This window comes from Permianibacter fluminis, from assembly GCF_013179735.1.
Taxonomy (GTDB): domain Bacteria; phylum Pseudomonadota; class Gammaproteobacteria; order Enterobacterales; family Permianibacteraceae; genus Permianibacter; species Permianibacter fluminis.
This window is the reverse complement of record NZ_JABMEG010000001.1, coordinates 500,486-526,284: the sequence shown is the minus strand read 5'-3', so window position 1 is coordinate 526,284 and position 25,799 is coordinate 500,486. Positions and strand designations below refer to the sequence as shown.

The window sequence follows — 25,799 nt, the reverse complement described above, 5'->3', positions numbered from 1 at the left end:
GGCTAAGTGTAGACCTCCGTACGCGTTGACGAAACGGTTTCAGGTGCGGAACCGGCCGACCAGCCGATTCAGCTGGGCCGCTTCGGCCAACAGCTGGCTGCTGGTCTGGCTGGCACCGGACGAGGCGGCGGCCAGCTCGTTGGCGACCGAACCAATGACGGTGATGTTGCGACTCACTTCATTGGTGACCGTGCTCTGTTCTTCGACGGCCGTGGCGATATGGGTGTTCATGTCGTTGATGCGCTGTACCGCGTTGACAATCGCCTGCAAGGACTCGCCAGCGGCTTCGGCGCGCTGCACGCTGGTCTCGACCCGTTCCTTGCCGCGCTGCATCGTGGCGACGGCCTGACTGGTGCCGCCGAGCAGCGCTTCGATCATATGCTGGATTTCCTGGGTCGAATTCTGGGTGCGCGAGGCCAGTGTCCGGACTTCGTCGGCGACCACCGAGAAACCGCGACCGTGTTCACCGGCGCGCGCCGCTTCGATAGCGGCATTGAGCGCCAGCAGATTGGTCTGGTCGGCGATATTGCGGATGACATCGAGAATGGTGCCAATCTGGCCGCTCTGTTGTTCCAGTTGCCGGATCACATTGGCGGTCGATTCGATTTCACCGGCGAGCCGGCTGACTTCACTGACCGCCGCCTGCACCCGATCCCGGCCGACGTTGACGGCCTGGGTCGCTTCGCCGGCGGCATTGGCGGCCTGCTGGGCGCTGCCGGCAATTTCCTGAATGGCGGCCGACATTTCGTGCACTGCCGTCGCCACCTGATCGAGTTCGTTCTGCTGGGTATTGATGCCGCCGCTGGTTTGTTGCGAGACCTTGGCGGTGGCATCAGCGCCTTGTTCAACGGCACTGGCTGAATTCTTGATGTCGCCAACCAGGGTCTGCAATTTGCCGAGAAAAACGTTGAACGAATGGGCGAGCTCGGTCACTTCGTCGTTGCCGGTTTCCGCCAGCCGGGTGGTCAAATCGCCTTCGCCTTCGGCAACATCATGCAGGCTGCGGGTGATTTGCACGATCGGTTGGGTCAGCCGCTTGGCCAGCACATAGAGCAGACCGATGGCGGCGATGGCGACGATCAAACCTGCAATCAATTGGCCGAGCGTGTTCTGCCAGCGCAGGCTGTCGAGCCTGTTGTCGAGTGCGATCAGATTGGCTTCGGCGACACTGCGTGGCACCCGCAGCAGCATCAGCCAGGTGGTGGCGCCATCGGCAACATCGATTGGAATGGCCGCTTCGATCAAATCTTCCGCGTCGTTGCGCCAGAAGCCGGGACTGCGCCGATCAAACGTTTCTTTGACGCCACGGCTGGATTCCGGCCAGATGCTGTCGATGTTTTTCATCAGCGCATCGGTCTTGCCGCTCATCGCCACCACGCTGCCTTTGCGCGCAACCAGCGCGATACTGCCTTTGCCATCGAAGATATTGCGGTTGCCGTCTTCGATCAGTTGCTGCAGAAAGCCGACCTGCAAATCGGTGGTGGTGACGCCGACAAACTGGCCATTGCGCAGCATCGGCCGGGCCAGAGTGGTCATCATCACCTGCTGGTTGCCAATCGGATACAGATAGGGCTCGACCAGAACGACTTTCTTCTGTTCTTTCGGGTACAGGTACCACTCGGCATTGCGATCGCCGGTGGCCTGCATGGTGGTATCGGTCTGATAAATTTCGCCGATCGGTTCGTGAACCAATTTGCCGCCTTCGCTGCGCGCCCAGTAATCGGCAAAGCGACCGACATCATTGCTGCCATTGCCGGTATCGCCGATGTGCTTGCTGTCGCTGCCATCGAGCACATTGGGTTCGAACACCAGACTGGTGCCGACAAATTCCGGATGCGCTTCGGCAACCGCATGCGCCAGCTGGCTGAGTTCGGCGCGGACATTGGCGCCGCCGTTCGCCTGCAGCCGGAGCGCCTGGGTTGCCAGCGCTTCGGTCTGGTGTTCGCCGGTGCTGAGCAGACCGGCCAGCTTGGCGCTGATCTTCTGCGCCTCCAGCACCAGTTGTTGCTCGGTGCTGGTCTGGACCAGCGGCAGCACATGCTCGCGGGTGGCGTCCTGGCTGCGCTGGGCGGCGTAGACGCTGTACAGGATGATCACGCCGATGGCGGCCAACAGGCCAACGCTATTCCACAACAGCATGCGGGTCAGGATGGATTGCCGGGTAGCCATGATGGCGAGCACCTACAGCGGAAGGCCGTGTGCTGCAAGCATAGTCCGGCGGTTCGGATTGACCGGTGGCGGCAATGAAAAACCCGGCCGAGGCCGGGTTTTTCAGGTCTGTTGACGAGCCGGGTTCAGCGCCGGGCGCGGGCGAACTCGACCACGTTGCTGGCTTCGGCTTCCGGTGGCGGCGAGCGCAGCGACTGCAGCAGTTCGCGGCCGCTGGCCAGTTCGCCGCCCAGATCGCGTTGCAGGGTTTGCAGTGCCCGGATGCGACCGGCCGCGGTGGCGCCCGATTTCTGCATCAGCTCCAACTGCTCCAAATGTTGCTCGACCAGTGCCCGCTGCGATTGCAACTGCTGGCCGAGCGGCGCCAACACGTTCTGGCCCCAGCTGACCAGCTCGCGGCGCACCGCCTGCAGAAACTGGGTGATTTGCGAAACGGTGGTATTGAAGAACCGGCGCACCGAGACCGACTCGAAAGTCAGCGCAATTTGCATCAGGCGCGGCAATTCGTCGGCGTCATGAATGAATTCCTGCAGCCGCCGGCGGAAACCGCGCGCCGGCAACAGCCGAGGTTCGAATTTGTTCAGCCCGTGCTCGGATTCAAATTTGCGGTAAATCGATTCTGCCATCCGGTTCGACAACTCGGCCTGGTGCGACAGATCGCCAACAATGGCATCGATCTCGGCAAAAAATTCCCGCATCGCGCGGACCAGACCAACGGTGGTGTGGGCGTTGACCAGCCGGCTCTGGGTCCGATCGATCAAGCTGCCGATGACATCGTTGTTGATCAAGTCGAGCAGAATCTGCGCCTGCCGATCCATCAAGCGCTGCGACGGCGTCAGCGCCAGATGCTTGCGGCGGAATTCGTTCTGCATGGCCTGTGCGGATTTGACCATCTGCACCAGCTGGCCGTGGTTCTGGCCTTGCAGCTGCTCCAGTTCCTTGGCTTGCTGTTCAATCTGGGTGTGGCGACCGCCAAGCACTTGCAAACTGTCTTCGATATGGGCAGCGGCTTCTTGTACCACGCCTTGCCACAAGGCTTGCCGGCGATTGCCGAGCACGGCATCGGACAGCAGTTTTTCCAGATCGAGAATTTGCGAACGCAGCAGCAGTGCCTGATCTTCCCGCACTTTGGCGAGCAGACCTTGCTTGGCCGAGACCGGAATGATGTCGCTTTCTTTCAAACCGAGATGGCGCGAGGTGCTGCGCAGAACCCGGCCGAGCGCTTTTTCGATTTTCTTGCGCGAATCGAGTTCGTCCCAGAGCGTGTCGACCTTGTTCAGCACGGCGTACAGGCCAAGATTCGGCCGGTCTTTCAGTTGCGCGACGTGCTCTTCCCAGATCGCCATGTCGGAGGCGGTGACGCCTTGATCGGCAGCCAGTACAAACACCACGGCCTGTGCTTGCGGCAGCAGGCTCAGGGTCAGTTCCGGTTCCGAACCGAGCGCGTTCAGGCCCGGGGTGTCGAGGATGCACAGACCCTGTTGCAACAGCGGGTGCGGGAACGACACCAGAGCATGGCGCCAGGCCGGGATCTCGACCTTGTTCGGATCGGTTTCGCTGACATCGAGCCGCTCGGGTTTGAAGCCGAGCTTAATCGCGTCGTCAATCGGCACGGTCTTGGTTTCGGTGATGCTCATCATGACCCGGGCCATTTCGGCCGGGTTGTCGGCCATCAGCGGGATTTCGACCCATTGGCCGGGCATGGTCCGGTAATCGGCGATGGTGACGTCGGTCAGCCGGGTTTCGATCGGCAACAGCCGCAGATAGGAGGTGCGGGTATCGCGGTCGTAGAACAGCTCGGTCGGGCACATCGTGGTGCGGCCGGCTTGCGACGGCAGGATGCGCTGGCCGAAGCCGGAGAAGAAAATGGCGTTGATGAGTTCGGTCTTGCCGCGGGAGAACTCGCCGGCGAAGGCGATGGTCACGTAATCCGAGCGCAGCGTTTCCAGCAGGTGGTACAGCCGCAGGTCGCTTTCCGGCGAAAACAGGTTATTGCGGCGCAGCCACAGCCGATAGGCGCGGATGTCTTTGGAGATCTGAGCCTTCCACAGCGCGAAGGATTCAACTTCGCGGGAAAACAACTGGCTGGTCATATTGGGGTTCTGCCACTGCGGGAGGCCTTTTTCGGCCAATGGTTAAAAAGTGTACCAAGTGTCGGCGGTAAATCAATGAACTGCGTCTGCCTTTGGTCGGGGCATAGCGTCCGACGGGCAAAAAAAAGGACACTTTTCAGTACGTCGGCATCATGCCAAGCCACTTTTGGCCCGTCTGTAGCATTTTGTAGAGGGTGCTTGCTGCAGGGCGAGCGTGCCGGCCGGGCATCCCTGTCTAACGTGGTGGCAGTCGGGCGTTGATGGCAGCCTCATCGGCAGCCAGCTCGACCAGTTTGTGCCGGCTGCTATCGCCACGGACCAGGCTGACTTGGCTGCGCTTGAGCCCGAAGGCCTCGGCCAGAAACGCGATCAGCGCAGCATTGGCGGCACCTTCGACCGGCGGCGCGGTCAGCGCCACCTTCAGCGCATCGCCGTGCCAACCGACTATGGCATTGCGGCTGGCGCGAGGCTGGACATGAATGGCCAGTTTCACCGGAGGGTCGGCGCGGGCAGGCAGACGTCAGGCCAGCAAGGAGCGCAGCCAGAACGGCAGGCTGTTGACCGCCCAGATCAGCAGGTACAACAGCAGCAGGCCGAACATCGGCGCCAGATCAAAGCCGCCAATGGGCTGAATGATGCGGCGGAACGGCCGAATCACCGGTTCGGTCAGTTGCACCAGCGGCCGCTGCATCGGATGACCCTGGTACGGATCGACCCAGGACAGCAGCATCCGGCCAAACAGGCTGACGATCAGCACGTCGATCATCAGCAAGGTCAGATCAAAGGGCAGCGCCAGCCACATGCCCAGTTGATAGGCCATCGCGCTGCCGAACAGGTAATTGCGCAGCAGCACCAGCGCTGCGGCCAGCAGCAGCGACGACCAGTCGATGCCACCGGCACCGCCGATGATCCGGCGCAGCGGCTTCAGCACCGGCTGGGTCGCTTTCAGGACAAATTGCGACAGCGGGTTGTAAAAATCGGCCCGGACCAGCTGCAGCAAAAACCGCAGCAGCACCACGTAAATGAACAGATTGAACAAAAACGCCAGGATCTGGAACGGGCTCATGTTGGTTTCGGTGCTCGGCTGCAAAAAAGAGAAAACGGGGTGATGCCACGGCTAAGCCACGACACATCGGTTACGCGATAACTCAGCGGCCACGACATGACAACGCGACAACTCAATAACTCGACATCAACGCATCAAATCGTTGATCACAACATCAGGTCAATCACTGGCATTTCAATCATTGGCGGCGGCCAGTTCCTTGCCACGGGCAACGGCGGCCCGCAGCGCGGTGTCCATGATGCCAGCCAAGTCGTGCGCCGCCAAAGTCTTCAATGCCGCTTCGGTGGTGCCGCCCGGTGAGGTGACCCGCTGGCGCAACTCGGCCAGCGCCGGTGCGGTCGTCGCTGTCGCCAGACTGCTGGCGCCGAGTGCGGTTTGCCGGATCAGCAGATCGGCGGTTGCGGCCGGCATGCCTTGTGCGATTGCGCTGGCCAACATGGCTTCCATGATCGCGAAGTAATAGGCCGGGCCGGAGCCGGCAATCGCGGTGACCAGATCCATCAAGCTTTCGTCTTCGAGCCAGACCGAGCGGCCGATGGCCGCGAACAGCTGGTCGGTCAGTGCGCGCTGGCTGGCATTGACGCCGCGGTCGGCGTAGAGCCCGGTTGCGGCCAGACCCAGCGCGGCCGGGGTATTCGGCATGCTGCGGACAATCGCCAGCGGTGCGTCGGAGGCGGCGCTCAACCAGCGCTGCAGCTGATCGGTGCGGATGCCCGCTGCGACCGACACCAACAGCTTGCCAGTGAGCGGGATCGCCGCCAGATCACGACAGAATTCGGCCATTTGCTTCGGTTTGACCGCCAGTACGATGATATCCGCGACGGCGGCCAGCGCTGCATTGTCGGCGGCGGTTGCAATGCCGTAGCGCTCGGCCAATGCCTGCCGGCGTTCCGGCCGCCGGCTGCTGGCGCTGAGCAGCGCGGCCGGATGGCCGCGTTCGCGCAGGCCGGCCAGCAGGCTTTCGCCAAGGCTGCCGCAGCCAAGAATGGCAATGCGCTGGTGGGCGAGGGAAGCGGGTTGAGTCATGAGAGTGGCGGTGCGTGTAGTGGCTGCTGGCAGTGCGGCACTATCGCAGAAAGCCGCGGTCGCTGGCGAGCTTGCGGCAAGCACTGGTAAAACCGGCCAACTATGTTCCCAGAGACCGTATCTGGCGGCGGACAAACGGATGAACAAGCGCGGGCGGTGTTTGCGACGGGTTAGTGCCGGCGTTGTGATTGCCGCTACAACTGTCGCATCCATCGTGACGATGGCGATCATGGCCATCATCATGATCATGACAACAGCGGCGGCAGCCGAACTGGATTTCAGCTGGCGTCGTGGCGAGGTTGCCGGTTACAGCCAGACCCCGGCCGGCGGTCAGCCCGGCAGTTCCAGTCTGGCGCGGCCGGATTTTGCTGAGCTCGGTTACAACGATGCCCATCGGCCGCGGCTCGCCCTGCGCGGACCGGCTGCGGCGTTCAACTGGCAGTTGCAGGCAGAGCGGGTCCGGCTCGATGGTCGCCAGACCTTGCAGCAGGATCTGATCAGTTGGGGCGTGCCGATTCCGGCCGGCAGCACGGTCGACAGCGCCCTGCAGTTTGACTGGTACAGCGCCGGTGCCGGCCGTCCGCTTTGGACCGGGCCAACGTGGCAAGTCGAGTGGCAGCTGGCGCTGATCGGTTTCGACTTCGATTTTCAGCTTGATGTCGACAGCGGCCAAACCCAAACCCAAAACCAAACCCGCGCCGAAACCAAGTCCGAAGCCAGTAACGAAATCAGTAACGAAACCCGTGTCGAGAACCGCCTTGAATCCGACCGGATTCACCGCGACTACGGCAGCAAGGGTCTGCAGGCCGGGCTTGAACTGCGCTATGCGCTAACCGATCGGCTGCAGTTGCAGCTGTCCGGTCGGCGTGGCTACCGGGCCGCGCATTTCCTTGCGGTGGATGACTGGGCGCTGGCGCTGGCATGGCGGTATTCGGACCTGACGCTGTATGGCGAACTGGGCCGCTTCGCTTTGCGCTATCGCGACCATCAGGAATTGCCGAACCGGTTGATGTTCGATCAACGCGAAACCGTCGGGATTGGCTTGCGCTGGCAGTTTTGAGCCCGGTTCAGCGGGTCGGCGGCCGAGCACCAAACAGCGCCGTGCCGATGCGGATGAGCGTGCTGCCTTCGGCGATAGCCGCTTCCAGATCGCTGGACATGCCCATCGAGAGTGTGTCGAGGCTGGGGTGCTGTCGCTGCAGCGCCTCGAAACAACCGCGCGCTTCGGCGAACCAGCGCCGTTGCTGGCCGGGATCATCGCTGGGCGGCGGAATGGTCATCAGACCGCGCAGGCGAAGGCCCGGCAGTGCGGCAACGGCTTCGGCCAGGGCACCGGCTTCCGCCGCCGTAATCCCGCTTTTGCTGACCTCGGCGCCGACGTTCAGTTGCAGGCAGACATTCAGCGCCGGCAGGCCAGCCGGCCGTTGCCGGGCCAGCCGTTCGGCCAGCTTCAGGCTGTCGACACTCTGGCACCAGGCAAAGTGCTCAGCGACCGGTTTGCTCTTGTTGCTCTGCAGCGGGCCGATGCAATGCCATTCGATATCGGCCGGCAATTGCGGCTGCTTGCTCAGCGCTTCCTGAACGTAGTTTTCGCCGAACGCCCGCAGGCCGGCGTCATAGGCGCTCAGGATGGCGCTGGCCGGCTGGGTTTTCGAGACCGCCAGCAAGTGGATGCTGCGCGGATCGCGGCCGGCCTGCCGGGCGGCATCGGCAATCCGGGCGTGCAGGTCGGTCAGACGGGATGCCAAAGACGCGGCCATGCGCTATTGTGATCCTCCGGGTTTCAAATCAATAACATTCCTAACCAACCTTCCCAGACTTAAGGGATTCGGATCAGTCGATGGATATTACCGAACTGCTCGCCTTCAGCGTCAAGAATCGCGCATCCGACTTGCATTTGTCGTCCGGCCTGCCGCCGATGATTCGGGTCGATGGCGATGTCCGCCGCATCAACGTGCCGCCGCTTGATCACAAAATGGTTCATGGTCTGGTTTACGACATCATGAACGACAAGCAGCGCAAGGATTACGAAGAGTTTCTGGAAACGGACTTCTCGTTTGAATTGCCCGGTGTGGCCCGGTTCCGGGTCAACGCCTTCAACCAGAACCGTGGCGCTGGCGCGGTGTTCCGGACCATTCCGTCGCAGGTGCTGACGCTGGAAGAATTGAACGCGCCCGCCGTGTTCAAAGAAGTGTCGATGAAGCCGCGTGGTCTGGTGCTGGTGACCGGCCCGACCGGCTCCGGCAAATCGACCACGCTGGCCGGCATGGTCAACTACGTCAACGAAAACAAATACGACCACATCCTGACCATCGAAGACCCGATCGAATTCGTCCACGAATCGAAGAAATGTCTGGTCAACCAACGCGAAGTGCACCGCGACACGCTCGGCTTCAACGAAGCCCTGCGCTCGGCGCTGCGGGAAGATCCGGACATCATCCTGGTTGGCGAAATGCGCGATCTGGAAACCATCCGGCTAGCGCTGACCGCTGCCGAAACCGGCCACTTGGTGTTCGGCACGCTGCACACCACCTCGGCCGCCAAAACCATCGACCGGGTCATCGACGTGTTCCCGGCGGCGGAAAAGCAGATGGTCCGCTCGATGCTGTCGGAATCGCTGCAGGCGGTCATCTCGCAAACGCTGCTGAAGAAAATCGGCGGCGGCCGGGTCGCCGCGCACGAGATCATGATCGGCACCCCGGCCATTCGTAACCTGATCCGCGAAGACAAAGTCGCGCAGATGTACAGCGCCATCCAGACCGGTGCCCAGTTCGGCATGCAGACGCTGGATCAAACGCTGAAAGAGCTGATTCAGAAAGGTCTGATCACGCGCCAGGATGCTCGCGAGAAAGCCAAGGCAAAAGAAGACTTTTAAGCCGCTGGCACTGGTTGCCTTGTGGTGGCTGGCAGCGCCGAGTGAGAACCGGTTCGCAATGCCAGCGACCAGAAGCAAGTGTGACCTGCGCCGCCGCTACACTGCCGCCGCCTGATTTCGACAGCCGAGCTCGACCCGGTCGAGCGGCGGTCGGTTCATTTCGGCAAGACCAAAACAAGTGCGCAAGCTGCGCTGACCCCGCAGCCCGCTTGCCGCACGGAGGATGACGCAATGGATTTTGAAGGCCTGCTCAAGTTCATGGTCAGCAAAAAAGCCTCGGACCTGTTCATCACGTCCGGCGTGCCACCGTGCATGAAAATCAACGGCAAGGTCGTGCCGGTCACGCAAAAGGAATTGTCGGCCGAGAAGGCCCGCGAAGTCGTGCTGTCGATCATGAACGAAGAGCAGCGGCGCGATTTTGCCCGCACCAAGGAATGTAACTTCGCGATTTCGGCCAGCGGCGTTGGCCGCTTCCGGGTCAGCGCCTTCCAGCAACGCAACAACGTTGGCATGGTGCTGCGCCGCATCGAAACCACCATTCCGACGCTGGAACAGCTGAAGCTGCCGGAAGTGTTGAAGCAGCTGGCGATGACCAAACGGGGTTTGGTCATTTTCGTCGGCGCCACCGGCACCGGTAAGTCGACCTCGCTGGCCGCGATGATCGGCTATCGCAACCGCAATTCGACCGGCCACATCATCACCATCGAAGACCCGATCGAATTCATCCACCAGCATGAAAAGTGTATCGTCACCCAGCGTGAAGTCGGTATCGATACCGATTCTTTCGAAGTCGCCCTGAAGAACACCTTGCGGCAGGCGCCGGACGTGATTTTGATCGGCGAAGTCCGCTCGGCCGAGACCATGGATTATGCGGTTGCGTTTGCCGAAACCGGCCACCTGGCGCTGTGCACGCTGCACGCCAACAACGCCAACCAGGCACTCGACCGCATCCTGCATTTCTTCCCGAAAGAAAAACACAATCAGGTGCTGCTGGATCTGTCACTGAACCTCAAGGGTATTGTCGCGCAGCAACTGATCCCGACGCCGGATGGCGCCGGCCGCCGGGCCGCCATTGAAGTGATGCTCGGCACGCCACTGGTCAGCGACCATATCCGCAAGGGCGAAGTGCATCTGCTGAAAGAAATCATGAAGCGCTCGAACGAGCTCGGCATGCAGACCTTCGATCAGGCGCTGTTCAAGCTGTTCAAGGCTGGCGAGATCACCTACGAAGACGCGTTGCATCATGCCGACTCGGCCAACGATTTGCGCCTGTTGATCAAACTCGACAGCGGCGAAGTCGGTCACGACATGGATGTGCAGGGCGGCCTGCAACTGGAAGGTCGCGGTGGCCAGCGACGGTTGTAAACGGTTGTGCCGTGACAGCAAAAGGGGGCGCGGCAGCGCCCCTTTTTTTTATCGCTGATATCGCCCGGCTGGCAGCGGCGGCGGCAAGCGGTACAATTCCCTCCATTCAAGCGAACAAGGACGATGTCATGGTGAAGTGCGGTTTCCAATGCATTGCGAGTGGCCTGCTGGTGTTCGCCGCGGCGCTGGCTGGCAGTGCCGACGCCGGCGGCACCATGTTGTACAAAACCGTCGACAAGAACGGCAACGTCATTTTCACCGATCGACCACCGGCCACCAATGCCGAAGCGCTGGTGGTTGATGAAAGCAAGAAAGCCGGTCCGGTGGTGCAGCGGGAAGTGGCGACCAAACTGTATTGCGGTCAGCTGCAATTGAATTTTGTCCGACAACCGGGTGAGTCGGTTGCCGCGGCACTGAACCGTTTGCAATCGCAGCGGCTCATCTACCAAACCGAACAGGAAAATGCCGAAACCCTGCTGCGTATGCACCAGCGCAAACTGGCCGCCGATCCGGCCGACCGCGATGCCAAGACCGGCTCGCAGAAAGCGTTTCAGAATGCTGGCGACTACCGCTGCGCGGTCAACTATCTGAACAAGCAGGAAGCGATCCTGCAGGCGATTCCATGAGCGCCATGGCAGGCGCGCGCTGAGCAATCCCGCAGGATTTCACCGGCAACCTCAGGAGACCGTATTGGCAATTCTCAACATCGAACGACCGTGGGGCTACTTCGGTTTTGCTCGTTCGTTAAAAATCTGGATTGATGGTAAACACGTGGGCTCAGTTGCCAGCCAGGCAATGGCAACGTTTGAGCTGCCCGCCGGCCAACACCGAATTCAGGTGTCAATGGATTGGTGCAAGTCGGTTCCGGTCGATCTCCTGCTCGAGGAAAAAGCGCCGTGTCACTGCCGTGTGACGACGCCACTTTTCCTGCTCGCCACGTTGTATTGCTTCTTTCGGCCATCGCGCGTCTTTGTTGTTCAGCAGCAATAAAAAAACCGGGCGAAACACCCGGTTTTTTCTCAGCGAAATCAGACGGTCCGGGTCGCAATCGCCGGTGGTGTCCGCGCCGCTTTCAGCGCCGGGGCAAACACTGCCAGCAAACCCAAGGCCCAGATGAACAGCGCGCCGAATGGCAGGTAACGCCAATCGAGCTTGTCCAGTGAATAGCTTTCGACCAGCCAGATGTTCAGGCCGACGCTGAGCGCAATGCCAGCGACGACACCGACGCTGGTGATCAGCCAGTTCTCGGTCAGGAAGTAACGCAGGATGTCCTGCTGGCTGGCGCCCAGTGCGCGCCGGGTGCCAATCTGGCGGGTCCGGCGGTTGACGCTGAAGGTTGCCAGGCCAACGATGCCGAGCGCGGTCACCGCCACGATCAGTCCAATGGCCGAGACCAGCAGAATCGCCATCGCCTTGTCTTCCTGATAGGCGCGTTTGACCACGTCGCTGTGTGCCTTGACGTCGCGGATGATGCGACCGTTGTTCAGCTTGTTCAGGGTTTGCTCGATCACCGGCATCAGATCATCGCGCCGGCCCGGTTCGGTCCGGATCATGTAGCGCATGTATTTTTCGGTGGTCACCAGTGGCAACATCACGGTGCGTTCAAAGCCGCGCCAGTTGATCCACGGCGCCTGCATCCGTTCGACGATGCCGACAATTTCGTAGGCATTCTTGGCGCCGCTATACAAGGTCTTGCCGAGCGCGCCACCGTTCGGGAATAGCTCCTTGGCCATTGCCTGCGAGATGATCACGGCGCGCGGATAATCGAGCGTGCGCTCCGGCAGGTATTTCTGTTCTTCCGGCCGGAAATTGCGGCCCTCGATCAGCTTGAGGCCGAGCGTGTTCAACGCATGCGAATCCACTTCGTAGTACGAAGCACCGGTGTCCTGTTTTTGCTCTTCCGGTACTGCCCGGAAGCCCGACGAGCTGCCGCCGCCACTTTGCGGAATGGCATTGATCGGCGTCGCATCGACCACACCGTCGAGCGCGCGCAACGCCGCCAGATCGGTGTCGACCGTGGTTTGGCCATTGAAGTCATCGACAAAGCCAATGCTCATGACGCTGATCAGGTTGTCGTCGTCCATGCCGGTCGGTCGACCCATCTTGTCGATCCGGCTTTGAATGATGAACACCGCGTTGACGACAATGGCCAAGGTCAGCGCGCATTGCAGCGCGATCAAAATCGCGCCGGTCTTGTTGCGCAATAGCGCACGAAAAATTGGTCCCAATTCCATGAGGTTCCCCTTACTGGGCTTTCAGCAGGCCAGCCGGCGCGAGCCGTCCGACCCGAACGGCGGGATACAAACCGGCCAGCAAACTGGCGGCGATGGCGATGATCAGGGCTTGCATGGCCAGACCGGCATTGAGCGAGGTCAGTGCGCCATAACCGTCGCCATACAGCGCGCGCACGGCGATCAAGCCAAACCAGGCAAACAGCAAACCGAGCAGACCACCGAGCACACCAATCAGCGCGACCTCCACCAGATTCAGCTGCATCACCTGCCACTGACTGGCGCCCAGTGCGCGACGCAGCGCGAGCTCCGGTGCCCGGCCAAGAAACTTGGCCAGCAGCAACCCGATCATGTTGATGAGGCACACCGTCAAAAACAGAAATGACAGACCGACCAGCACCCGATTGTCTTCACCAACGACTTCGCGTTCGGCCATGAAGGTGTTGACGTCGGACAGCCGGTTGTTCAGCGGCCGCTGGAACCGACCGAGCTTCTTCTGCTCGCTGACATAGCTATCAATAAAGGTCTGGTAACGTGCTTTCTGCTCGGCGGGACTTTCTTTATCAGAGCCCCCGAGCTGCGCCCAGAACTGAATCCAGACCAGCTCGGAATTCAGGAAGCTGTCATAGGTGTCGATGTCTTCCGGCTTCCAGCCATTGGTGTTACCCGCCGTGCGCACCTGATACGGCACGGCAATGCCCCATGGCAGGTAAACATCTTCGGCATCGTCGAAGGCGCCATTGTTGACGTCGTAGAATTTCGGCGACGGATCCCAGGTGTCGAGCACGCCAATGACTTTGTAGGCCTTGTCGTTCAGGCGCACCGTTTTGCCGACGCTGTTCTCGCCACCAAACAATTTGTCATTGGCCCGTTTGCCGAGCACGACGACCTGGCTCAGCGCCTTGTCGGCGCTGCTGTCCCAACCGCTGCCGTACTGGAACGGCACGTCGAACAGCGTGAAGAAATCGGCAAAGCTGATCCGCCCCATCACCAGATAGGCCGGCACCGATTTGTCATCCGGCTGCAAGGCAAACGCGCCCTTGTACATTGCCGCCTGATGGCTCGGAATGTCCGAACGCATCAAGGCCATCGCGTCACGATAAGTCAGTTCCGGCGGCGGCTCGTTTGGCTCGTCCCAGGGTTGGTTCGGGTCCCAGCTGTCCAGCCGCACCGCGAACAACTGCTCGCTTTTCTGCGGAATCGGATCGGCCGACATCAGCGAGTACACCGTCAGCGTGGTCATGCAGGCGCCGATGCCGATGGCAATGGCCAGCACCATCAGGCTGCTGAGTATGGGATTGCGCCGCAAGCTCTTCAGCGCCAACTGTAGATAGTAATGAAACATGGCGTTACCTCAGGCTGTTTCTGCGACAACAGCCGCGACCGCAGCAGCAGTACGATTCGATTCGTTTTGATCGCGGACGATATGCAGGTCCGACACCCGGCCATCGAGCACCTGAATATGACGCTGGGCGCGTTTCGCCAACGACGGATCGTGGGTGACCATGATGATGGTGGTGCCGTCATCGTGAATCTGTTCGAGCAGCTCCATCACTTGCCGGGCCATTGTTGAGTCGAGGTTGCCGGTGGGTTCATCGGCCAGCAGGAAACGTGGCGAGCCGGCGAGCGCGCGGGCAATCGCGACCCGTTGTTGCTGGCCACCGGACAATTGCGAGGGCAGATGCTTGGCGCGCGCCGACAGGCCGACCTTGGCCAAGGCGTTATCAATGCGCTCTTTGCGTTCGGCCGCAGTGAACTTGCGATAGCGCAGCGGCACATCGACGTTGTCCCAGATGCTCAGATCCGGGATCAGGTTGAAGCTCTGAAAAATAAAACCGATTTTTTCGTTGCGCAGTTGCGACAGCTCACGATCATTCAGGCCTTTTACCGATTTGCCGTCGAGCTGGTAATCGCCATCATCGAAGGTCTCCAGCAAGCCCGCGATATTCAGGAAGGTGGTCTTGCCGGAACCGGACGGGCCGGTCACTGCAACGAACTCGCCATCGCCCACTTCCAGATGAAACTGGCGCAGGGCATGGGTCTCGACCAGATCGGTCCGGTAAATCTTGTTCAGGTTATTCATCTTCAGCATGGTGTGCTCCTCGCGGCGGCTGTGCGGCAAATCAGTTGATGTTCAGAAAAGTAAGTAGCCAGTGGCTCAGTCATTCAGCAGAACCGATTCGGCATCTTTGAAATCGCTGGTCGATGACACGATGATGCGTTCACCGACCTGCAAGCCTTCGAGTACTTCGACGGCGCCAACGCTGCTGGCGCCGGTGCGAATGGTTCGTTTATGGGCAACGCCGTCCTGAACGACGTAGACGATGCGACCGCCGCCGCTTTCGAAGAACGGGCCGCGCGGCACGGTCACCACCTGCTCGCGCCGTTCGAACAGCACCCGTGCCGACAGCCGCTGGTTCTGGCGCAGATTGGGCGGCGTCTCGCCCTGCCATTGCACGCGGGTCTTGACCAGGTTGTTCTGCACTTCCGGTGAAATTGCCGAGACGTTGCCGAGATAGTTCTGGCCGTTGATTTGAATTTCGGCGGCCATGCCGATGCCGATGTCATCGGCGTAGCTTTCCGGCACATCGAGTTCAGCGGCATACGCGGTCAGATCGACCACGGTGATCAGCTTGGTATTGATCGGTACCACGGCTTTCTGGGCGATGTGGATCGTGCCGACCATGCCATTGACCGGCGATTTCAGCTGCAACGCTTCCACCTGCCGCTTCAAATTGTCGGCGACCAGTCGCTGCCGGGTTTGCTGCGACTGCTTGGTCTTGACGTCGAACTCGGTGCTCTCTTCCAACAATTTGTAATGGGCGACGGCGTTGTCGTAGGTTATGCGGGCCTTGTCGAGTTCGTCAGCCACTTTCTCGTATTCCAGCTTGCTCAGCGCTTGTGACAGCCGCGGGTCATCGGCGCGGCGCTTTTCCCGGTCGGCCGCGGTCAGCGCGACCTGGGCCAGATCGATCTGGCGTTTGGCCTCGAACAATTTTTGCTTGGCTTCGATGCGGGCACGACCGAGTTCACTGGTCATCGATTCATAGGTCGCTTGTTCGCGCGCCAATTCGTTGCGCAGTTCCGGGCTGTCGATGATGGCGAGCAAGCTACCAATCGTGACGCTGTCACCGGCCTGTACCTGCAGCGTTACGGTTCCGGTGGTCGAGCTGTACAAGGTGGGCGAATTGGCCGCGACAATCTTGCCCTGCACCGCGGCATCGCGTTCAAACACGCCGACGCTGACATCGCCAAAGCGCAGCCGCGCCGCCGGCACACTGATGCTGGCCGACGACCAGCGTTCATACGCCGGCCAGGCCAGTGTGCTCAGCACGGTGATGCCAACCAGACTGCCGGCCAGTACCAATTTCTTCCGGCGCGTCGGGGCGCTGGTCAGCACCACATCCTGGCCGGAGGTATCACGAATCATCTGCAGGTCCCCTGTTGCTGAACGGTTTGCCTCACCGGGCGGTTTTTTTGGGCAAGCGTCGGCCGCGACCGCCCGATGGGGCGGCCGGAACAGACGCATCCGCGTGGTGATTGCTGGCCATTACCCGCGAGCTGACGCTTTCTTCACTGCAAAAGGCGCAGGGCGGGTGTTAGGGGTTCTGACGAAACCGGTTCGGAAATGGTTTGGAGGCTGGGCAAAGAAAGGCGTTTTGGTCGGTGCGATGCGGCGGGGAATTGGCGTTACTGGTGGTGTTGGAAGGGGGGGGGCTGTGTGGTTGGACTGGATTCAGTCCGGACTTGCTGACTGGGTCTAGGGTAATTTCTGCTAGCGCCAGCAGCGCCTGAGACAGGCGCTCATCAGGTCGCCGGCCGACGCCCGTTCGGGTCACCGAGCTGACGGATAAAGGCGTCGACTGGCACCGGCTTGCCAAAATAGAAACCCTGACCGAACTGGACGCCCAGCGCTTTCAGCTTGCTGGCCTGCTCGGGGTTTTCGATGCCCTCGGCGATGGTCTCGGCACCGCAGGCGCGGGCGATGCTGACGATTTCCGCCAACAGATTCGATTTGACCGATGCGTCTTCCATTTCAAAAACAAACGACTTGTCGATCTTCAAATAGGTCGGCGCGATCCGCTTGACCAGATTCAGGTTGGAATAGCCGGTGCCGAAATCATCGACGGCAATGGCATAGCCGGCCTGCTTCAGTTTCGGGATCTGTTCGATCAATTCGGCGCTGATGCCGTACTCGGTAAACTCGATGCAGAGTTTCAGATCGTCGCGGCCACTTTGCGCCAGCTGCGGCCGCAGCAGGGCATCAATCTGTTCGAATTTCAGATCATAGGCAAAGAAATTCATCGCAATCTTGAACGGCAGTCCGGCCGGCAGCCGTGGCAACAATTCAGCTAGCGCCTTGCTGCTGACCGCGCGATCGAGCTGCCATTCCAGTTTGTTGCGCTGGATGGCCGGCAACGTTTCATCGGGGTGGCGCAGCAGCGGTCCGTCTTTCAGTCGCATCAGCACTTCGCAGCCAACGATGCGGCCATCGGCCAGACTGACGATGGGCTGGTAATGACAGATCAGATGGGTTTCGTCGCAGAGATAGCGAATGCGGTGATCAATATCGGACAACAGCGTCAGCTTCAGGCGCACGGCGATGGCGGTCAGCAGGCCGATAAAAAAAGCCAGCCCAAGGCTGCCGAGCAGCCAGAACCGGTTGCGTTGCAGCAGTTCACGGCTGCTGATCCTGCTGTGCAAAATCACCCGCGAATCGCCAACCGGTGTCAGCACTTCATAACCTTGCCAGGAGCGCAGCAACAGACTGTCAAAACCCTGCAGCTGCGAGGCGGAGGCGCGCAGCGCCGCAATCACCTCCGGGCGCTGGTCGCGCGCTTGCAGCAGCTTCGGGCCGCTGGCAAAACTCATCCAGATGGCATCGACCGATTCGTAAATCTGCCGGGTGACGTAAGGGTCCATCACCAAATCAAACTGATCACGCAGCACCAGCGTGGCCGGAATATTGCCGCCGCCGATAAACACCGGCACATCGATATACAGCGTGGTCCGGTCGGTAAAAACAAATTCCGATGGCGGGAAGACATAAGGCGACTGCAACGTGCCGAGACCGGTCGTGCACACCAGCTGATGGTCGGCATTGAATACGCCGACATCGCGGATGTAACGGTATTCAAACAGGGTGCGGTTGATGCCGGCCAGATAGTCCGGGGTGCAGTTGCCGGCACCTTGGCTATTGAGCGTGGTCAGCAGACTGCCGGCTTCACCAAACAGGATTTGCACCACCTCAGCGGTTTCGACATGGCGCGAGCGAGTACCGCTGATGTCCATGGCGACGATCATCAGCAGCGCGACGGCACTGACCAGCAGGAACAGCAGCAGTCCGGCCAGCACTGTCCAGGTATTGGCGTGCTGAATCAGCGCTTCGTTGAGTCGCTTCGCATTAAGCGGCATGGTGTACGGCTAACCTGGATAGCGGCATCCGATCGGACCGGACTGAGGCCGGTACGGTCAGTGCCGGCAATTCGCGCCAAAGCGGTGCGGGCCAACTCACATCAATCCGAAGCACATCATTCACGGTATGACGACATCCTGTCCCAGTCACTACTGTCACGGTTCCGGCCCCAGCAAAAGGCAGCCGTCAAAGCGTAGTTGAAATTCGTCCGGCAATTTTTCTGCGTATCGGCAGTCGCTTACACGACTGTCATGATCCGATCCCCAGCTTGTTGCCAGGCCGCTATCAATTGTTCCGGTTCGCCGTCAAAACAGCCGGGCATGCCATCGGGATGCGCGATGCGGCTGACAATCTGCCAGTCATCGAGTAGCGGCAACGCGGCCGTGACATGGCTCGGCAGCATGGGTGTCAGGTAGCGCGAGGGTTGTGGCCGGAACGGCAACGCCGTGTTGAACACCGCCAGCAAGCGCAGTGTGCCGGGCGCGACTTTGCGCCGATGCCGGAACAACCAGGCCAGCGCAGCAAACAAACCGTCATCGTGCGTTACCAGCAACAGCGATGCCGGTTCCGCCAGCACCAACGCCGAACCGGTTAGCTGCAGCGTGAAATCATCAGCTGGCGGCGAATGTGCAACGACATGAAGCGCATCGGCATCGGCACGCAGGATCGGCAGTGCCGCTGGCCCAGCCTGCAAGCGTTGCCCCGGCGCGAATTGCCCCGCCAGCGCGGTTGGTACCCGCCACAGCTGGCGGCCATCGGCGAGGGTTTCGAGTGCTTGCCAGCCCGTCATGACGGGCTCGATTGTTCATGCAGCCACTGCTGCAGCATCAACTCGGCGGCGAGGCTGTCGACGGATTGGTTCTTCAAGGTTTTGTAACCGCCGTAATCAAACAATTGCTGGCGCGCTTCCTTGCTGGTTACCCGCTCGTCAACCGGCTGCACCGGCAGACCAAAGCGGCCATGCAAGCGATTCATGAATTTGCGCGCATTGGCTGTCACCGACAATTCGCTGCCATCGATCGCCAACGGAATACCGATCAGCAACAAATTCGGTTGCCATTCTTTCAGCAGTTTTTCGACTACGGCCCAATCGGGCTGGCCATCGCGGGCCGCGATTGGCGCCAGCATTTGTGTGGTGCCGGTGATCGGTTGCCCGACCGCGACACCGATCCGCTTCAGACCGAAGTCGAAGGCCATCAGGCGTTGAACCGCCGGTTTGCTGTCAGTCATCGATAAAGGTCTCGCTGATGGCCTTGTGCAGTGAGCGGCCATCACGACAATTCAAGCTCGCCAGTGCCGGATCTTCGATCAGGGCAAACAACTCGCGCAGCGCCGCCTCGGCTTGCTGTTCGTCGTCGCTGATGGGGTGCTGCAAATTCCGCAAGGTGCCGCGCAGCAATTCTTCGCTGCGCTGTTTCAGTTGCTGCCGCTCTTGGTCGTTCATCAGCTGAAACGAGCCTTTGTCGAGAGCGTCGCCAAAATGCTGGGCGATGACCCGTTCGGCCAGCGTGCCAACGCGTGCCGTGGCCAGCTGCCATGCCTGCGCTTCGACCACCGCTGCCCGATTGCTCAGCGGCATGTTGTGCTGCACTTGCTTGCTCGACAGCAGCGCACGCAGCTTCAGCACATATTGCGTCAGATAGAGCGCTCCGGTCTGGCCTGCTTCCAGCGCCTGCTGCAGGCGCTGAAACGATTGCTCGAATTGCACGGCATTGAAGCCATTGCTGTTCGATTCGGTTTGGCTCAGATCGCGCTCGAGTTGGTGGGCTGAATAGAGCACATTCGCCACCTGATCCCCGTTATTGCCGAGCCGCAGCAAGGTGTCCGTGTCGTAGCTTTCGTAGCCCGGATAACTCAGCTTGCCGAGTTCACCAAACGCGTCGTTAAAAGGACCGGTCGATTCGATAAACCGGCGCTGCGCATCCAGTCGTTTCAAGCGCTGCGCCAATTCGGGCCGGTACTGTCCAATCAAGGCTTCAAAATCGCCGCTGCAATCGACCGCTGCCGTGCGCTTGCCGGCATCGTCGATACCCACGTCATTACTTTCGTTAATGACATCTGCAGCGGCAATGGCATGCGCGTTGTCGTCAGCAGGCTTCGGCAACCTTGCCGCCTGCGTTTCCGCAGGCAATGCCTTGTCCTGTCCTGGCGTTTCGCTCGTGGCCTTAAGCCACAGCAGTAGCGTAACCGCCGCAGCGCTGAGTAAAACCAGCCATGCCCAGCGATAGCGCCGTTTCGGTTCAGCCATGCCCGGCTACGCCCGACAATCGACTGATATCGATGCCGATCAATTTCGCTGCTTCATTCCAGCGTTGTTCGAGCGGGACATCGAAAATGACCCGGGCATCGGCGGCGACGGTCAGCCAGGCATTGTCGAGCAATTCCTGTTCGAGTTGACCGGCGCCCCAGCCCGCGTAACCGAGCGCAATGAAGGCATCGGCCGGACCCAGGCCTTGCGCCATCGCCTGCAGCACATCTTTTGAGGTGGTCAAGCTGGCCGCCGGGCTGACCGGCCAGGTGCTGATCCAGACACTGCCGGGCCGGTGAATGACAAAGCCGCGATCGGTCTGCACCGGGCCACCAATCAACACTGGCGATTCGATATCGCGGGTGCTGATCGGCAGCTCCAGATGTTGATACAGCTCACCGACCGAAACGTCAGACGCCCGGTTGATCACAATACCCATGGCACCGTCGCTGTTGTGTTCGCAAATCCAGGTGACGCTGCGGGAAAAATTCGGATCTTCAAGCGATGGCATGGCAATCAGGAAATGATTGGCCAGATAGCCGTCGCGATCAGCCTCGGCGGTCGGTTTGTTTGTTTGCTCGCGGCTCATTGCGCGCTGAAACCATTGCCGGGCTCGAACCGCCAGAGCCGGATCACTTGCAGGATGTCGGTGTCTTTGCGCATCTCCGGCGGCAGTGGCGCGAATGGCGCGGCCAAGCGGACGATGCGGACGGCAGCATCGTCGAGCACTTTTTGTTTGGACGACTCCAGCACCCGGATCTCGCGGATGGTGCCATCCGCGTTGATATCGACCCGTAGCACCAATTCACCGAACAGGGCACGCCGGCGCGCTTCCTCCGGATAATTGAGATTGCCGATGCGTTCAATCTTTCGTCGCCAACCGTCGAGATAGGCGGCGTCCTGGGTTTTTGCCGTGCTCGGCGCAACGATGCGACGTTTGGGTTCGCGCGCTTCCAGTTCCTGCTGCGCAGCGAGCTCGGCCGTCAGCGAGGCGATTTGCAGGCTGCGTTCGATCATTGACGCGGTGTCCAGCGACTGCTCACCCGGTTTGATATCCGGCGTTGCTTCGTTGACGTTTTGTTTCAGCGGCCCCTGGCTGGCGGTCAGGATTTTCTGCTTGGCGGTTTGCGGGGCCGGGCCGCCTTGCACCGGCTGACTGGTCGGGCGCGGATCCGGTGCCGGCATCTGCGCCTGACTGGAGGTGCGTGGTGGTTTCGAGGTTTTGCTTTTGCCGCCACCTTCCTGATTGGCTTGCGCCAGAAAATCCGGCCGCTCCGGTTTTTTCTCGTTGTAGCTGGAGGCGAGGATCACATCGAGGGTGATGGGCCGCTTCGGGTTCAGCAATTCCGGCGCAACAAAACCGATGCCGAACAGCACCAGGGCATGCAGGCAAGCCGCCAGAAACACTGAAAATGCCATCCGATCACCGGCACTCGGTTGCGGCGTTTCGACGGCAGGCAGGACAGCAGCAGTGCTCATGGCTCAGGGAGTTCTCAAAACGCTAAAAGTTTGCAATGGAATCGGACCGAACGGGTCGGTGAGTACGGCCTATTTGACGACCCGCCATTTTGCGCGTTCCTCGGCACTGGCCTCAAGGCGAACGGCCAGCGCTTCGGTGACTTCGATCACGCCTTCAGCGGTTACCACCAAGGCCAGCGGCGTTTGCAGTTTGTCGGCATAGCTCCGCCAGTCGGCGCCGGCGATCAGCAATACCTTGCTGGCGACTTGCAGCCGTTCACCATCGGCACCGAGCACGGTGGCGGCGCGGTTACCAAGCGCCGGATTGCCGGTGCGCGGATCCAGAATATGGTGCGCACTGCCGCCGTCGCCGGTGTCATGTCGGCGGGCGTAGGTGCCGGAGCTGAAGGCCAGTTCGCCGTCGCGCAGTTGCAGCGCCGCCAGCGGCGGGGTGTCGTCGACGGCGCCGGCCAGAATGCCGATTTTCCAGGGCCGGCCGCGGAAATCACCCAGCACACCGATGTCACCGCCGAGGCTGATCATGGCGCTGTCGACATGGCTGGCGCGCAAATCGGCCAGCAGCGCATTCATGGCGTAGCCTTTGGCGATGCCGCCCAGATCCAGTTGGACCGTACGATCTTCGCTGTGCAGTTGCTGGTCTGCGTCGATGACCAGCGCGCTCATCCGTGGCAGCGTCGCCGGGTCGATCGGTGCCGGGGCCGGCGTGGTGGCGGTCGGATCGGCCTGTTGAAAGCCCCAGGCGGCCAGCCGCTGGCCGATGGCGGGGTTGAACAGACCGTCGCTTTCGCTCGCGTACTGCTGACTGCGCCGCAACAGGCCCGCCAAATCCGGCCGCAGGGCGACGGCTTCGCCGCTGGCCAGCTTTTGGTTGATAGCGGTGAGCTCGGATGGCTGCCAGGCGTGCCAACGCCGGTGCCAGTCGGCCAGCTTGCCGTCGAGTCGTTGAAAGATTTCCCGGGCCTCGGCTTCACTGGCGAGTCCGAGCTTGATCTCGATTTCGGTGCCAAAGTGCTGCAGCCGGACCTGCTGCACTGGCGGCGGCGCGCAGCCGGCCAGCGCCAGCAGTCCGCCGGCGCTCAATCCGATCAGCTTGCTGCCGAGCAATCGATGCATCGATAAGAGACCAACCGATAACCGGCCAGCCAGAAAGGTCCCGCGCCATTGTGGCGCTGCCTGCCGGACGTCCTGCTGCGACTCGTGCATGCCCTGACTCCTGAGCGGGTGGCGGTCAGCCCGGCGCCAAACCGGCCAGGAATTCGTCGGCCAGATCGCGGCCGGTGGCCTTGGCGATCTCCCGCAGACAGGTCGGGCTGGTGACGTTGATTTCGGTCAGATAATCGCCGATCACGTCCAATCCGACGAAAATCAAGCCTTTTTCGAGCAACTTCGGCGCCACTTGCTCGGCGATCCAGCGGTCGCGATCACTGATCGGCTGGACCACCCCGGTGCCGCCGGCCGCCAGATTGCCGCGCGCCTCTCCTGCAGCCGGAATGCGGGCCAGACAGTGGTCGACCGGAACGCCGTGCAAAAGCAGGATGCGTTTGTCGCCGGCGCTGATTTCAGGCAGGTAGCGCTGGGCCATGATGGTCTGCTGGCCGCGCTGGGTCAGTGTTTCGAGGATCGAGCCGGTGTTCTGATCGCCCAGATCGATGCGGAAAATGCCGCTGCCGCCCATGCCATCCAGCGGTTTGACCACAATCCGGCCGTGCTCGGCCAGAAAACGCTTGATCAGCGCCATGTCGCGGCTGACCAGCGTCGGCGGCGTACACTGCGGAAACCAGGCGGCGAACAGCTTTTCATTGGCGTCGCGAATGCTGCCGGGGCGGTTGATCACGCGCAGGCCATCGGCTTCGGCCAGTTCGAGCAGATAGGTGCTGTACAGGTATTCCTGGTCGAACGGCGGGTCCTTGCGCATCAGCACGAGGTCGAGCTGGTCGGCCAGTGGCGCCTCAACGGCGGCGCCGAGCTCAAACCAGTGCGCCGGGTCGTCGCGCACGGTCAGCGGCCGGGCCCGGCCGTGGACGCGGCCGTTGTACAGATACAGATCGCGCTGTTCGAGGTAATGCAGCGACCAGCCGCGGGCCTGGGCCGCCAGTAACAGGGCAAAAGAGGTGTCTTTCTTGATATTTATGTGGTCAATGGGGTCCATGACCACGCCAAGACGCCGGCTCATGACTAGACTTTCCTGCGAAGGGTGTGGCGCGATTGTAGCGGCAACCGGCTCTTAACGTCGGTTTCAACTTTATTCGCTAACTCCTTCACTGACCGACCAAATCCGGCTTGGCCGGACCAGGGGGGTGTGATAAAAAGCTGGGTGGGGGCTCTCGTGCCCCATGCCCAGTTTTACGATTACAGCCCGTAGCAGCCTGCCAGGCGGAGAACCGACGGCGATGGAAGTGGATTTCAGCGGCCTCAAGGCCATGATCATCGATGACAGCAAAACCATCCGGCGCACTGCCGAGACGCTGTTGAAGAAAGTGGGCTGCGAAGTGATCACCGCGGTCGATGGGTTCGACGCGCTGGCCAAGATTGCCGACCACCGTCCGGACATCATTTTTGTCGACATCATGATGCCGCGGCTCGACGGCTATCAGACCTGCTCGCTGATCAAGCGCAACCGGACCTTCAAAGAAACCCCGGTGATCATGCTGAGTTCGAAAGACGGCCTGTTCGACAAAGCCAAGGGCCGTATCGTCGGTTCCGATCAATACCTGACCAAACCGTTTTCGCGGGATGAACTGCTCGGTGCCATCCAGCGCCATGTGGTCGATGTCCGGGCAACGCATTGAGGCGTTGTCAGGCCGCTAACCGTTAACCGATTCATTTTCATTACATGCAATAAGACCGTCTCCAGTGGCGGCAGCGTATTCAAGGGGAAGTTCCATGGCACAAGTACTGATCGTCGATGATTCGCCGACTGAAACCCATCTGCTGCGCGAGATGTTGGAGAAAAACGGCCACAGCGTCATCACGGCAGAGAACGGCGCGCTCGGCGTCAAAGTGTGCAAAGAAAAGAAACCCGATCTGGTGCTGATGGACGTGGTGATGCCGGAATTGAACGGCTTTCAGGCCACCCGCCAGCTCAGCAAGGATCCGACCACCGCCCATATCCCGATCATCATCGTCACCACCAAGGATCAGGAAACCGATCGGCTCTGGGGCCTCAAGCAGGGCGCTCGCGATTACCTGACCAAGCCGGTGTCGGAAAAAGCGCTGCTGACCACGCTTAAATCCTTGCTCGGACAAAGCTGATGAGTACGGCAGTCGATCCCTTTCTGGTTCTTGCTGATCTTGACGCCCGCTGTCGTCAGGGCGGTGCCGCCACGGCGCCGCGCATGGACGAACAGGGCGACGGCTGGAGCGGTGTCGCGTTCATTTTGAACGGTGTCCGGATGGTGGCGCCGCTCGGTGAAGTCACCGAAATTCTGCATTTGCCGCACACCACCAAAGTGCCGGGTGCGCGCGCCTGGTTGCGTGGCGTTGCCAACGTCCGCGGTTCGCTGGTGCCGATCGCGGATTTGCCAATGTTCTTCGGTCGCCGTCAGGGCGCTACCGGCAAACGGCAACGGGTGCTGGTGATCAACCACGATCAAAATCAAATCGGCATCATCGTCGACGACGTGCTTGGTCTGCAGCATTTCACTGCCGATCAGCGCCAGGAGTCGCCGGGCGACATCGACGAAACGCTGCGGCCGTATGTGCTCGGCGCGTTCAGTCGGGAAGAAAATCTGTGGCCGGTGTTCAGCCCGCAAGCGCTGACCCGCCATGCCAGTTTCAAGCAAGTGGCACTGTAATTTTTGAACACGGCAAGTTTTAAGTAGGCAGGCCGGC

Annotated in this window: 26 protein-coding genes; 8 read left to right on the top strand and 18 right to left on the bottom strand. The window is 60.8% G+C overall.

Translation table 11 applies throughout. From position 1 onward, the window contains the following. Window positions 1-39: 39 nt before the first annotated feature. The 5 genes from HPT27_RS02260 to proC form a co-directional block, all read right to left on the bottom strand. Complete coding sequence (locus tag HPT27_RS02260) at window positions 40-2,169, bottom strand: methyl-accepting chemotaxis protein (protein ID WP_172238351.1); 2,130 nt, start codon at window positions 2,167-2,169, stop codon at window positions 40-42. A gap of 125 nt (window positions 2,170-2,294) precedes the next feature. After that, a complete protein-coding gene (locus HPT27_RS02255) occupies window positions 2,295-4,262 on the bottom strand; it encodes a dynamin family protein (protein ID WP_172238348.1) in 1,968 nt (655 codons plus the stop codon). A 235-nt stretch (window positions 4,263-4,497) separates the two neighbouring features. Beyond that, window positions 4,498-4,755: a DUF167 domain-containing protein gene (locus tag HPT27_RS02250; protein ID WP_328819963.1), complete on the bottom strand. Its 258-nt coding sequence runs from the start codon at window positions 4,753-4,755 to the stop codon at window positions 4,498-4,500. 27 nt (window positions 4,756-4,782) lie between these two features. Next, entirely contained in the window at window positions 4,783-5,328 is a 546-nt protein-coding gene (locus HPT27_RS02245) for a YggT family protein (RefSeq protein WP_172238345.1), read from the bottom strand. A 174-nt stretch (window positions 5,329-5,502) separates the two neighbouring features. Then, window positions 5,503-6,354, bottom strand: coding sequence for a pyrroline-5-carboxylate reductase (gene proC, locus HPT27_RS02240; RefSeq protein ID WP_172238342.1), 852 nt, complete (start codon window positions 6,352-6,354; stop codon window positions 5,503-5,505). Window positions 6,355-6,583: 229 nt separating this feature from the next. On the opposite strand from proC, the gene HPT27_RS02235 reads away from it, so the two are divergent. Next, complete coding sequence (locus tag HPT27_RS02235) at window positions 6,584-7,414, top strand: hypothetical protein (protein WP_172238339.1); 831 nt, start codon at window positions 6,584-6,586, stop codon at window positions 7,412-7,414. A 7-nt stretch (window positions 7,415-7,421) separates the two neighbouring features. Here HPT27_RS02235 and HPT27_RS02230 read toward each other — a convergent pair whose 3' ends face one another. Next, on the bottom strand, window positions 7,422-8,114 hold the full coding sequence (locus HPT27_RS02230) for a YggS family pyridoxal phosphate-dependent enzyme (protein ID WP_172238336.1): 693 nt from the start codon (window positions 8,112-8,114) through the stop codon (window positions 7,422-7,424). A gap of 80 nt (window positions 8,115-8,194) precedes the next feature. Here HPT27_RS02230 and HPT27_RS02225 point away from each other — a divergent pair, with 80 nt between their 5' ends. From HPT27_RS02225 to HPT27_RS02210, 4 genes are all read left to right on the top strand, one after another. Then, window positions 8,195-9,229 (top strand): type IV pilus twitching motility protein PilT, encoded by a 1,035-nt coding sequence (locus tag HPT27_RS02225; protein WP_172238333.1) that lies wholly within the window; start codon window positions 8,195-8,197, stop codon window positions 9,227-9,229. A gap of 231 nt (window positions 9,230-9,460) precedes the next feature. Beyond that, a complete protein-coding gene (locus tag HPT27_RS02220) occupies window positions 9,461-10,594 on the top strand; it encodes a PilT/PilU family type 4a pilus ATPase (protein WP_172238330.1) in 1,134 nt (377 codons plus the stop codon). Window positions 10,595-10,722: 128 nt separating this feature from the next. Further along, a complete protein-coding gene (locus HPT27_RS02215) occupies window positions 10,723-11,220 on the top strand; it encodes a DUF4124 domain-containing protein (RefSeq protein ID WP_172238327.1) in 498 nt (165 codons plus the stop codon). A gap of 64 nt (window positions 11,221-11,284) precedes the next feature. Continuing rightward, on the top strand, window positions 11,285-11,584 hold the full coding sequence (locus HPT27_RS02210) for a hypothetical protein (protein ID WP_172238324.1): 300 nt from the start codon (window positions 11,285-11,287) through the stop codon (window positions 11,582-11,584). 38 nt (window positions 11,585-11,622) lie between these two features. On the opposite strand, the gene HPT27_RS02205 is transcribed toward HPT27_RS02210, so the two are convergent. The 12 genes from HPT27_RS02205 to gshB all read right to left on the bottom strand — a co-directional run bounded on the left by HPT27_RS02205 (window position 11,623) and on the right by gshB (window position 24,141). Further along, entirely contained in the window at window positions 11,623-12,828 is a 1,206-nt protein-coding gene (locus HPT27_RS02205) for an ABC transporter permease (RefSeq protein WP_172238321.1), read from the bottom strand. Window positions 12,829-12,838: 10 nt separating this feature from the next. Beyond that, window positions 12,839-14,170, bottom strand: a complete 1,332-nt coding sequence (locus HPT27_RS02200) for an ABC transporter permease (protein WP_172238318.1) — start codon at window positions 14,168-14,170, stop codon at window positions 12,839-12,841. A gap of 9 nt (window positions 14,171-14,179) precedes the next feature. After that, the gene (locus HPT27_RS02195; RefSeq protein ID WP_172238315.1) at window positions 14,180-14,917 is read right to left on the bottom strand and encodes an ABC transporter ATP-binding protein; all 738 of its coding nucleotides are present in this window, start codon (window positions 14,915-14,917) and stop codon (window positions 14,180-14,182) included. Between the two features lie 66 nt (window positions 14,918-14,983). Beyond that, window positions 14,984-16,255 (bottom strand): efflux RND transporter periplasmic adaptor subunit, encoded by a 1,272-nt coding sequence (locus HPT27_RS02190; protein WP_172238312.1) that lies wholly within the window; start codon window positions 16,253-16,255, stop codon window positions 14,984-14,986. Between the two features lie 377 nt (window positions 16,256-16,632). Further along, a complete protein-coding gene (locus HPT27_RS02185; RefSeq protein WP_172238309.1) occupies window positions 16,633-18,240 on the bottom strand; it encodes an EAL domain-containing protein in 1,608 nt (535 codons plus the stop codon). A gap of 239 nt (window positions 18,241-18,479) precedes the next feature. Further along, window positions 18,480-19,031, bottom strand: coding sequence for a hypothetical protein (locus HPT27_RS02180; RefSeq protein ID WP_172238306.1), 552 nt, complete (start codon window positions 19,029-19,031; stop codon window positions 18,480-18,482). Further along, entirely contained in the window at window positions 19,028-19,471 is a 444-nt protein-coding gene (ruvX, locus tag HPT27_RS02175; RefSeq protein WP_211197816.1) for a Holliday junction resolvase RuvX, read from the bottom strand. Before ruvX ends, HPT27_RS02180 begins: the two co-directional genes overlap by 4 nt. Then, the gene (locus HPT27_RS02170) at window positions 19,464-20,489 is read right to left on the bottom strand and encodes a hypothetical protein (protein ID WP_172238303.1); all 1,026 of its coding nucleotides are present in this window, start codon (window positions 20,487-20,489) and stop codon (window positions 19,464-19,466) included. Before HPT27_RS02170 ends, ruvX begins: the two co-directional genes overlap by 8 nt. Then, window positions 20,482-21,078: a YqgE/AlgH family protein gene (locus HPT27_RS02165; protein ID WP_172238300.1), complete on the bottom strand. Its 597-nt coding sequence runs from the start codon at window positions 21,076-21,078 to the stop codon at window positions 20,482-20,484. The genes HPT27_RS02170 and HPT27_RS02165 overlap by 8 nt, the downstream gene beginning before the upstream one ends. Continuing rightward, on the bottom strand, window positions 21,075-21,968 hold the full coding sequence (locus HPT27_RS02160) for an energy transducer TonB (RefSeq protein ID WP_172238297.1): 894 nt from the start codon (window positions 21,966-21,968) through the stop codon (window positions 21,075-21,077). The genes HPT27_RS02165 and HPT27_RS02160 overlap by 4 nt, the downstream gene beginning before the upstream one ends. A 69-nt stretch (window positions 21,969-22,037) precedes the next feature. Further along, window positions 22,038-23,171, bottom strand: coding sequence for an FAD:protein FMN transferase (locus HPT27_RS02155; RefSeq protein WP_172238294.1), 1,134 nt, complete (start codon window positions 23,169-23,171; stop codon window positions 22,038-22,040). Between the two features lie 25 nt (window positions 23,172-23,196). After that, the gene (gene gshB / locus HPT27_RS02150) at window positions 23,197-24,141 is read right to left on the bottom strand and encodes a glutathione synthase (protein ID WP_172238291.1); all 945 of its coding nucleotides are present in this window, start codon (window positions 24,139-24,141) and stop codon (window positions 23,197-23,199) included. Window positions 24,142-24,358: 217 nt separating this feature from the next. Here gshB and pilG point away from each other — a divergent pair, with 217 nt between their 5' ends. From pilG to HPT27_RS02135, 3 genes are all read left to right on the top strand, one after another. Then, on the top strand, window positions 24,359-24,757 hold the full coding sequence (pilG, locus tag HPT27_RS02145) for a twitching motility response regulator PilG (protein WP_172238288.1): 399 nt from the start codon (window positions 24,359-24,361) through the stop codon (window positions 24,755-24,757). A gap of 94 nt (window positions 24,758-24,851) precedes the next feature. Further along, entirely contained in the window at window positions 24,852-25,220 is a 369-nt protein-coding gene (locus HPT27_RS02140) for a response regulator (RefSeq protein WP_172238285.1), read from the top strand. Then, entirely contained in the window at window positions 25,220-25,762 is a 543-nt protein-coding gene (locus HPT27_RS02135) for a chemotaxis protein CheW (RefSeq protein WP_172238282.1), read from the top strand. The genes HPT27_RS02140 and HPT27_RS02135 overlap by 1 nt, the downstream gene beginning before the upstream one ends. Window positions 25,763-25,799 lie beyond the last annotated feature (37 nt).

Bases quoted from the DNA above. Each gene is read 5' to 3' on its own strand.
- gshB (WP_172238291.1), bottom strand. From the start codon at position 24,141: ATGAGCCGGCGTCTTGGCGTGGTCATGGACCCCATTGACCACATAAAT.
- ruvX (WP_211197816.1), bottom strand. From the start codon at position 19,471: ATGACTGACAGCAAACCGGCGGTTCAACGCCTGATGGCCTTCGACTTC.
- HPT27_RS02140 (WP_172238285.1), top strand. From the start codon at position 24,852: ATGGCACAAGTACTGATCGTCGATGATTCGCCGACTGAAACCCATCTG.
- HPT27_RS02230 (WP_172238336.1), bottom strand. From the start codon at position 8,114: ATGGCCGCGTCTTTGGCATCCCGTCTGACCGACCTGCACGCCCGGATT.
- HPT27_RS02220 (WP_172238330.1), top strand. From the start codon at position 9,461: ATGGATTTTGAAGGCCTGCTCAAGTTCATGGTCAGCAAAAAAGCCTCG.
- HPT27_RS02245 (WP_172238345.1), bottom strand. From the start codon at position 5,328: ATGAGCCCGTTCCAGATCCTGGCGTTTTTGTTCAATCTGTTCATTTAC.
- HPT27_RS02185 (WP_172238309.1), bottom strand. From the start codon at position 18,240: ATGCCGCTTAATGCGAAGCGACTCAACGAAGCGCTGATTCAGCACGCC.
- HPT27_RS02195 (WP_172238315.1), bottom strand. From the start codon at position 14,917: ATGCTGAAGATGAATAACCTGAACAAGATTTACCGGACCGATCTGGTC.
- HPT27_RS02155 (WP_172238294.1), bottom strand. From the start codon at position 23,171: ATGCACGAGTCGCAGCAGGACGTCCGGCAGGCAGCGCCACAATGGCGC.
- HPT27_RS02180 (WP_172238306.1), bottom strand. From the start codon at position 19,031: ATGACGGGCTGGCAAGCACTCGAAACCCTCGCCGATGGCCGCCAGCTG.
- HPT27_RS02200 (WP_172238318.1), bottom strand. From the start codon at position 14,170: ATGTTTCATTACTATCTACAGTTGGCGCTGAAGAGCTTGCGGCGCAAT.
- HPT27_RS02225 (WP_172238333.1), top strand. From the start codon at position 8,195: ATGGATATTACCGAACTGCTCGCCTTCAGCGTCAAGAATCGCGCATCC.
- HPT27_RS02235 (WP_172238339.1), top strand. From the start codon at position 6,584: ATGGCCATCATCATGATCATGACAACAGCGGCGGCAGCCGAACTGGAT.
- HPT27_RS02255 (WP_172238348.1), bottom strand. From the start codon at position 4,262: ATGACCAGCCAGTTGTTTTCCCGCGAAGTTGAATCCTTCGCGCTGTGG.
- HPT27_RS02170 (WP_172238303.1), bottom strand. From the start codon at position 20,489: ATGGCTGAACCGAAACGGCGCTATCGCTGGGCATGGCTGGTTTTACTC.
- pilG (WP_172238288.1), top strand. From the start codon at position 24,359: ATGGAAGTGGATTTCAGCGGCCTCAAGGCCATGATCATCGATGACAGC.
- HPT27_RS02260 (WP_172238351.1), bottom strand. From the start codon at position 2,169: ATGGCTACCCGGCAATCCATCCTGACCCGCATGCTGTTGTGGAATAGC.
- HPT27_RS02205 (WP_172238321.1), bottom strand. From the start codon at position 12,828: ATGGAATTGGGACCAATTTTTCGTGCGCTATTGCGCAACAAGACCGGC.
- HPT27_RS02135 (WP_172238282.1), top strand. From the start codon at position 25,220: ATGAGTACGGCAGTCGATCCCTTTCTGGTTCTTGCTGATCTTGACGCC.
- HPT27_RS02160 (WP_172238297.1), bottom strand. From the start codon at position 21,968: ATGAGCACTGCTGCTGTCCTGCCTGCCGTCGAAACGCCGCAACCGAGT.
- HPT27_RS02165 (WP_172238300.1), bottom strand. From the start codon at position 21,078: ATGAGCCGCGAGCAAACAAACAAACCGACCGCCGAGGCTGATCGCGAC.
- proC (WP_172238342.1), bottom strand. From the start codon at position 6,354: ATGACTCAACCCGCTTCCCTCGCCCACCAGCGCATTGCCATTCTTGGC.
- HPT27_RS02215 (WP_172238327.1), top strand. From the start codon at position 10,723: ATGGTGAAGTGCGGTTTCCAATGCATTGCGAGTGGCCTGCTGGTGTTC.
- HPT27_RS02190 (WP_172238312.1), bottom strand. From the start codon at position 16,255: ATGATTCGTGATACCTCCGGCCAGGATGTGGTGCTGACCAGCGCCCCG.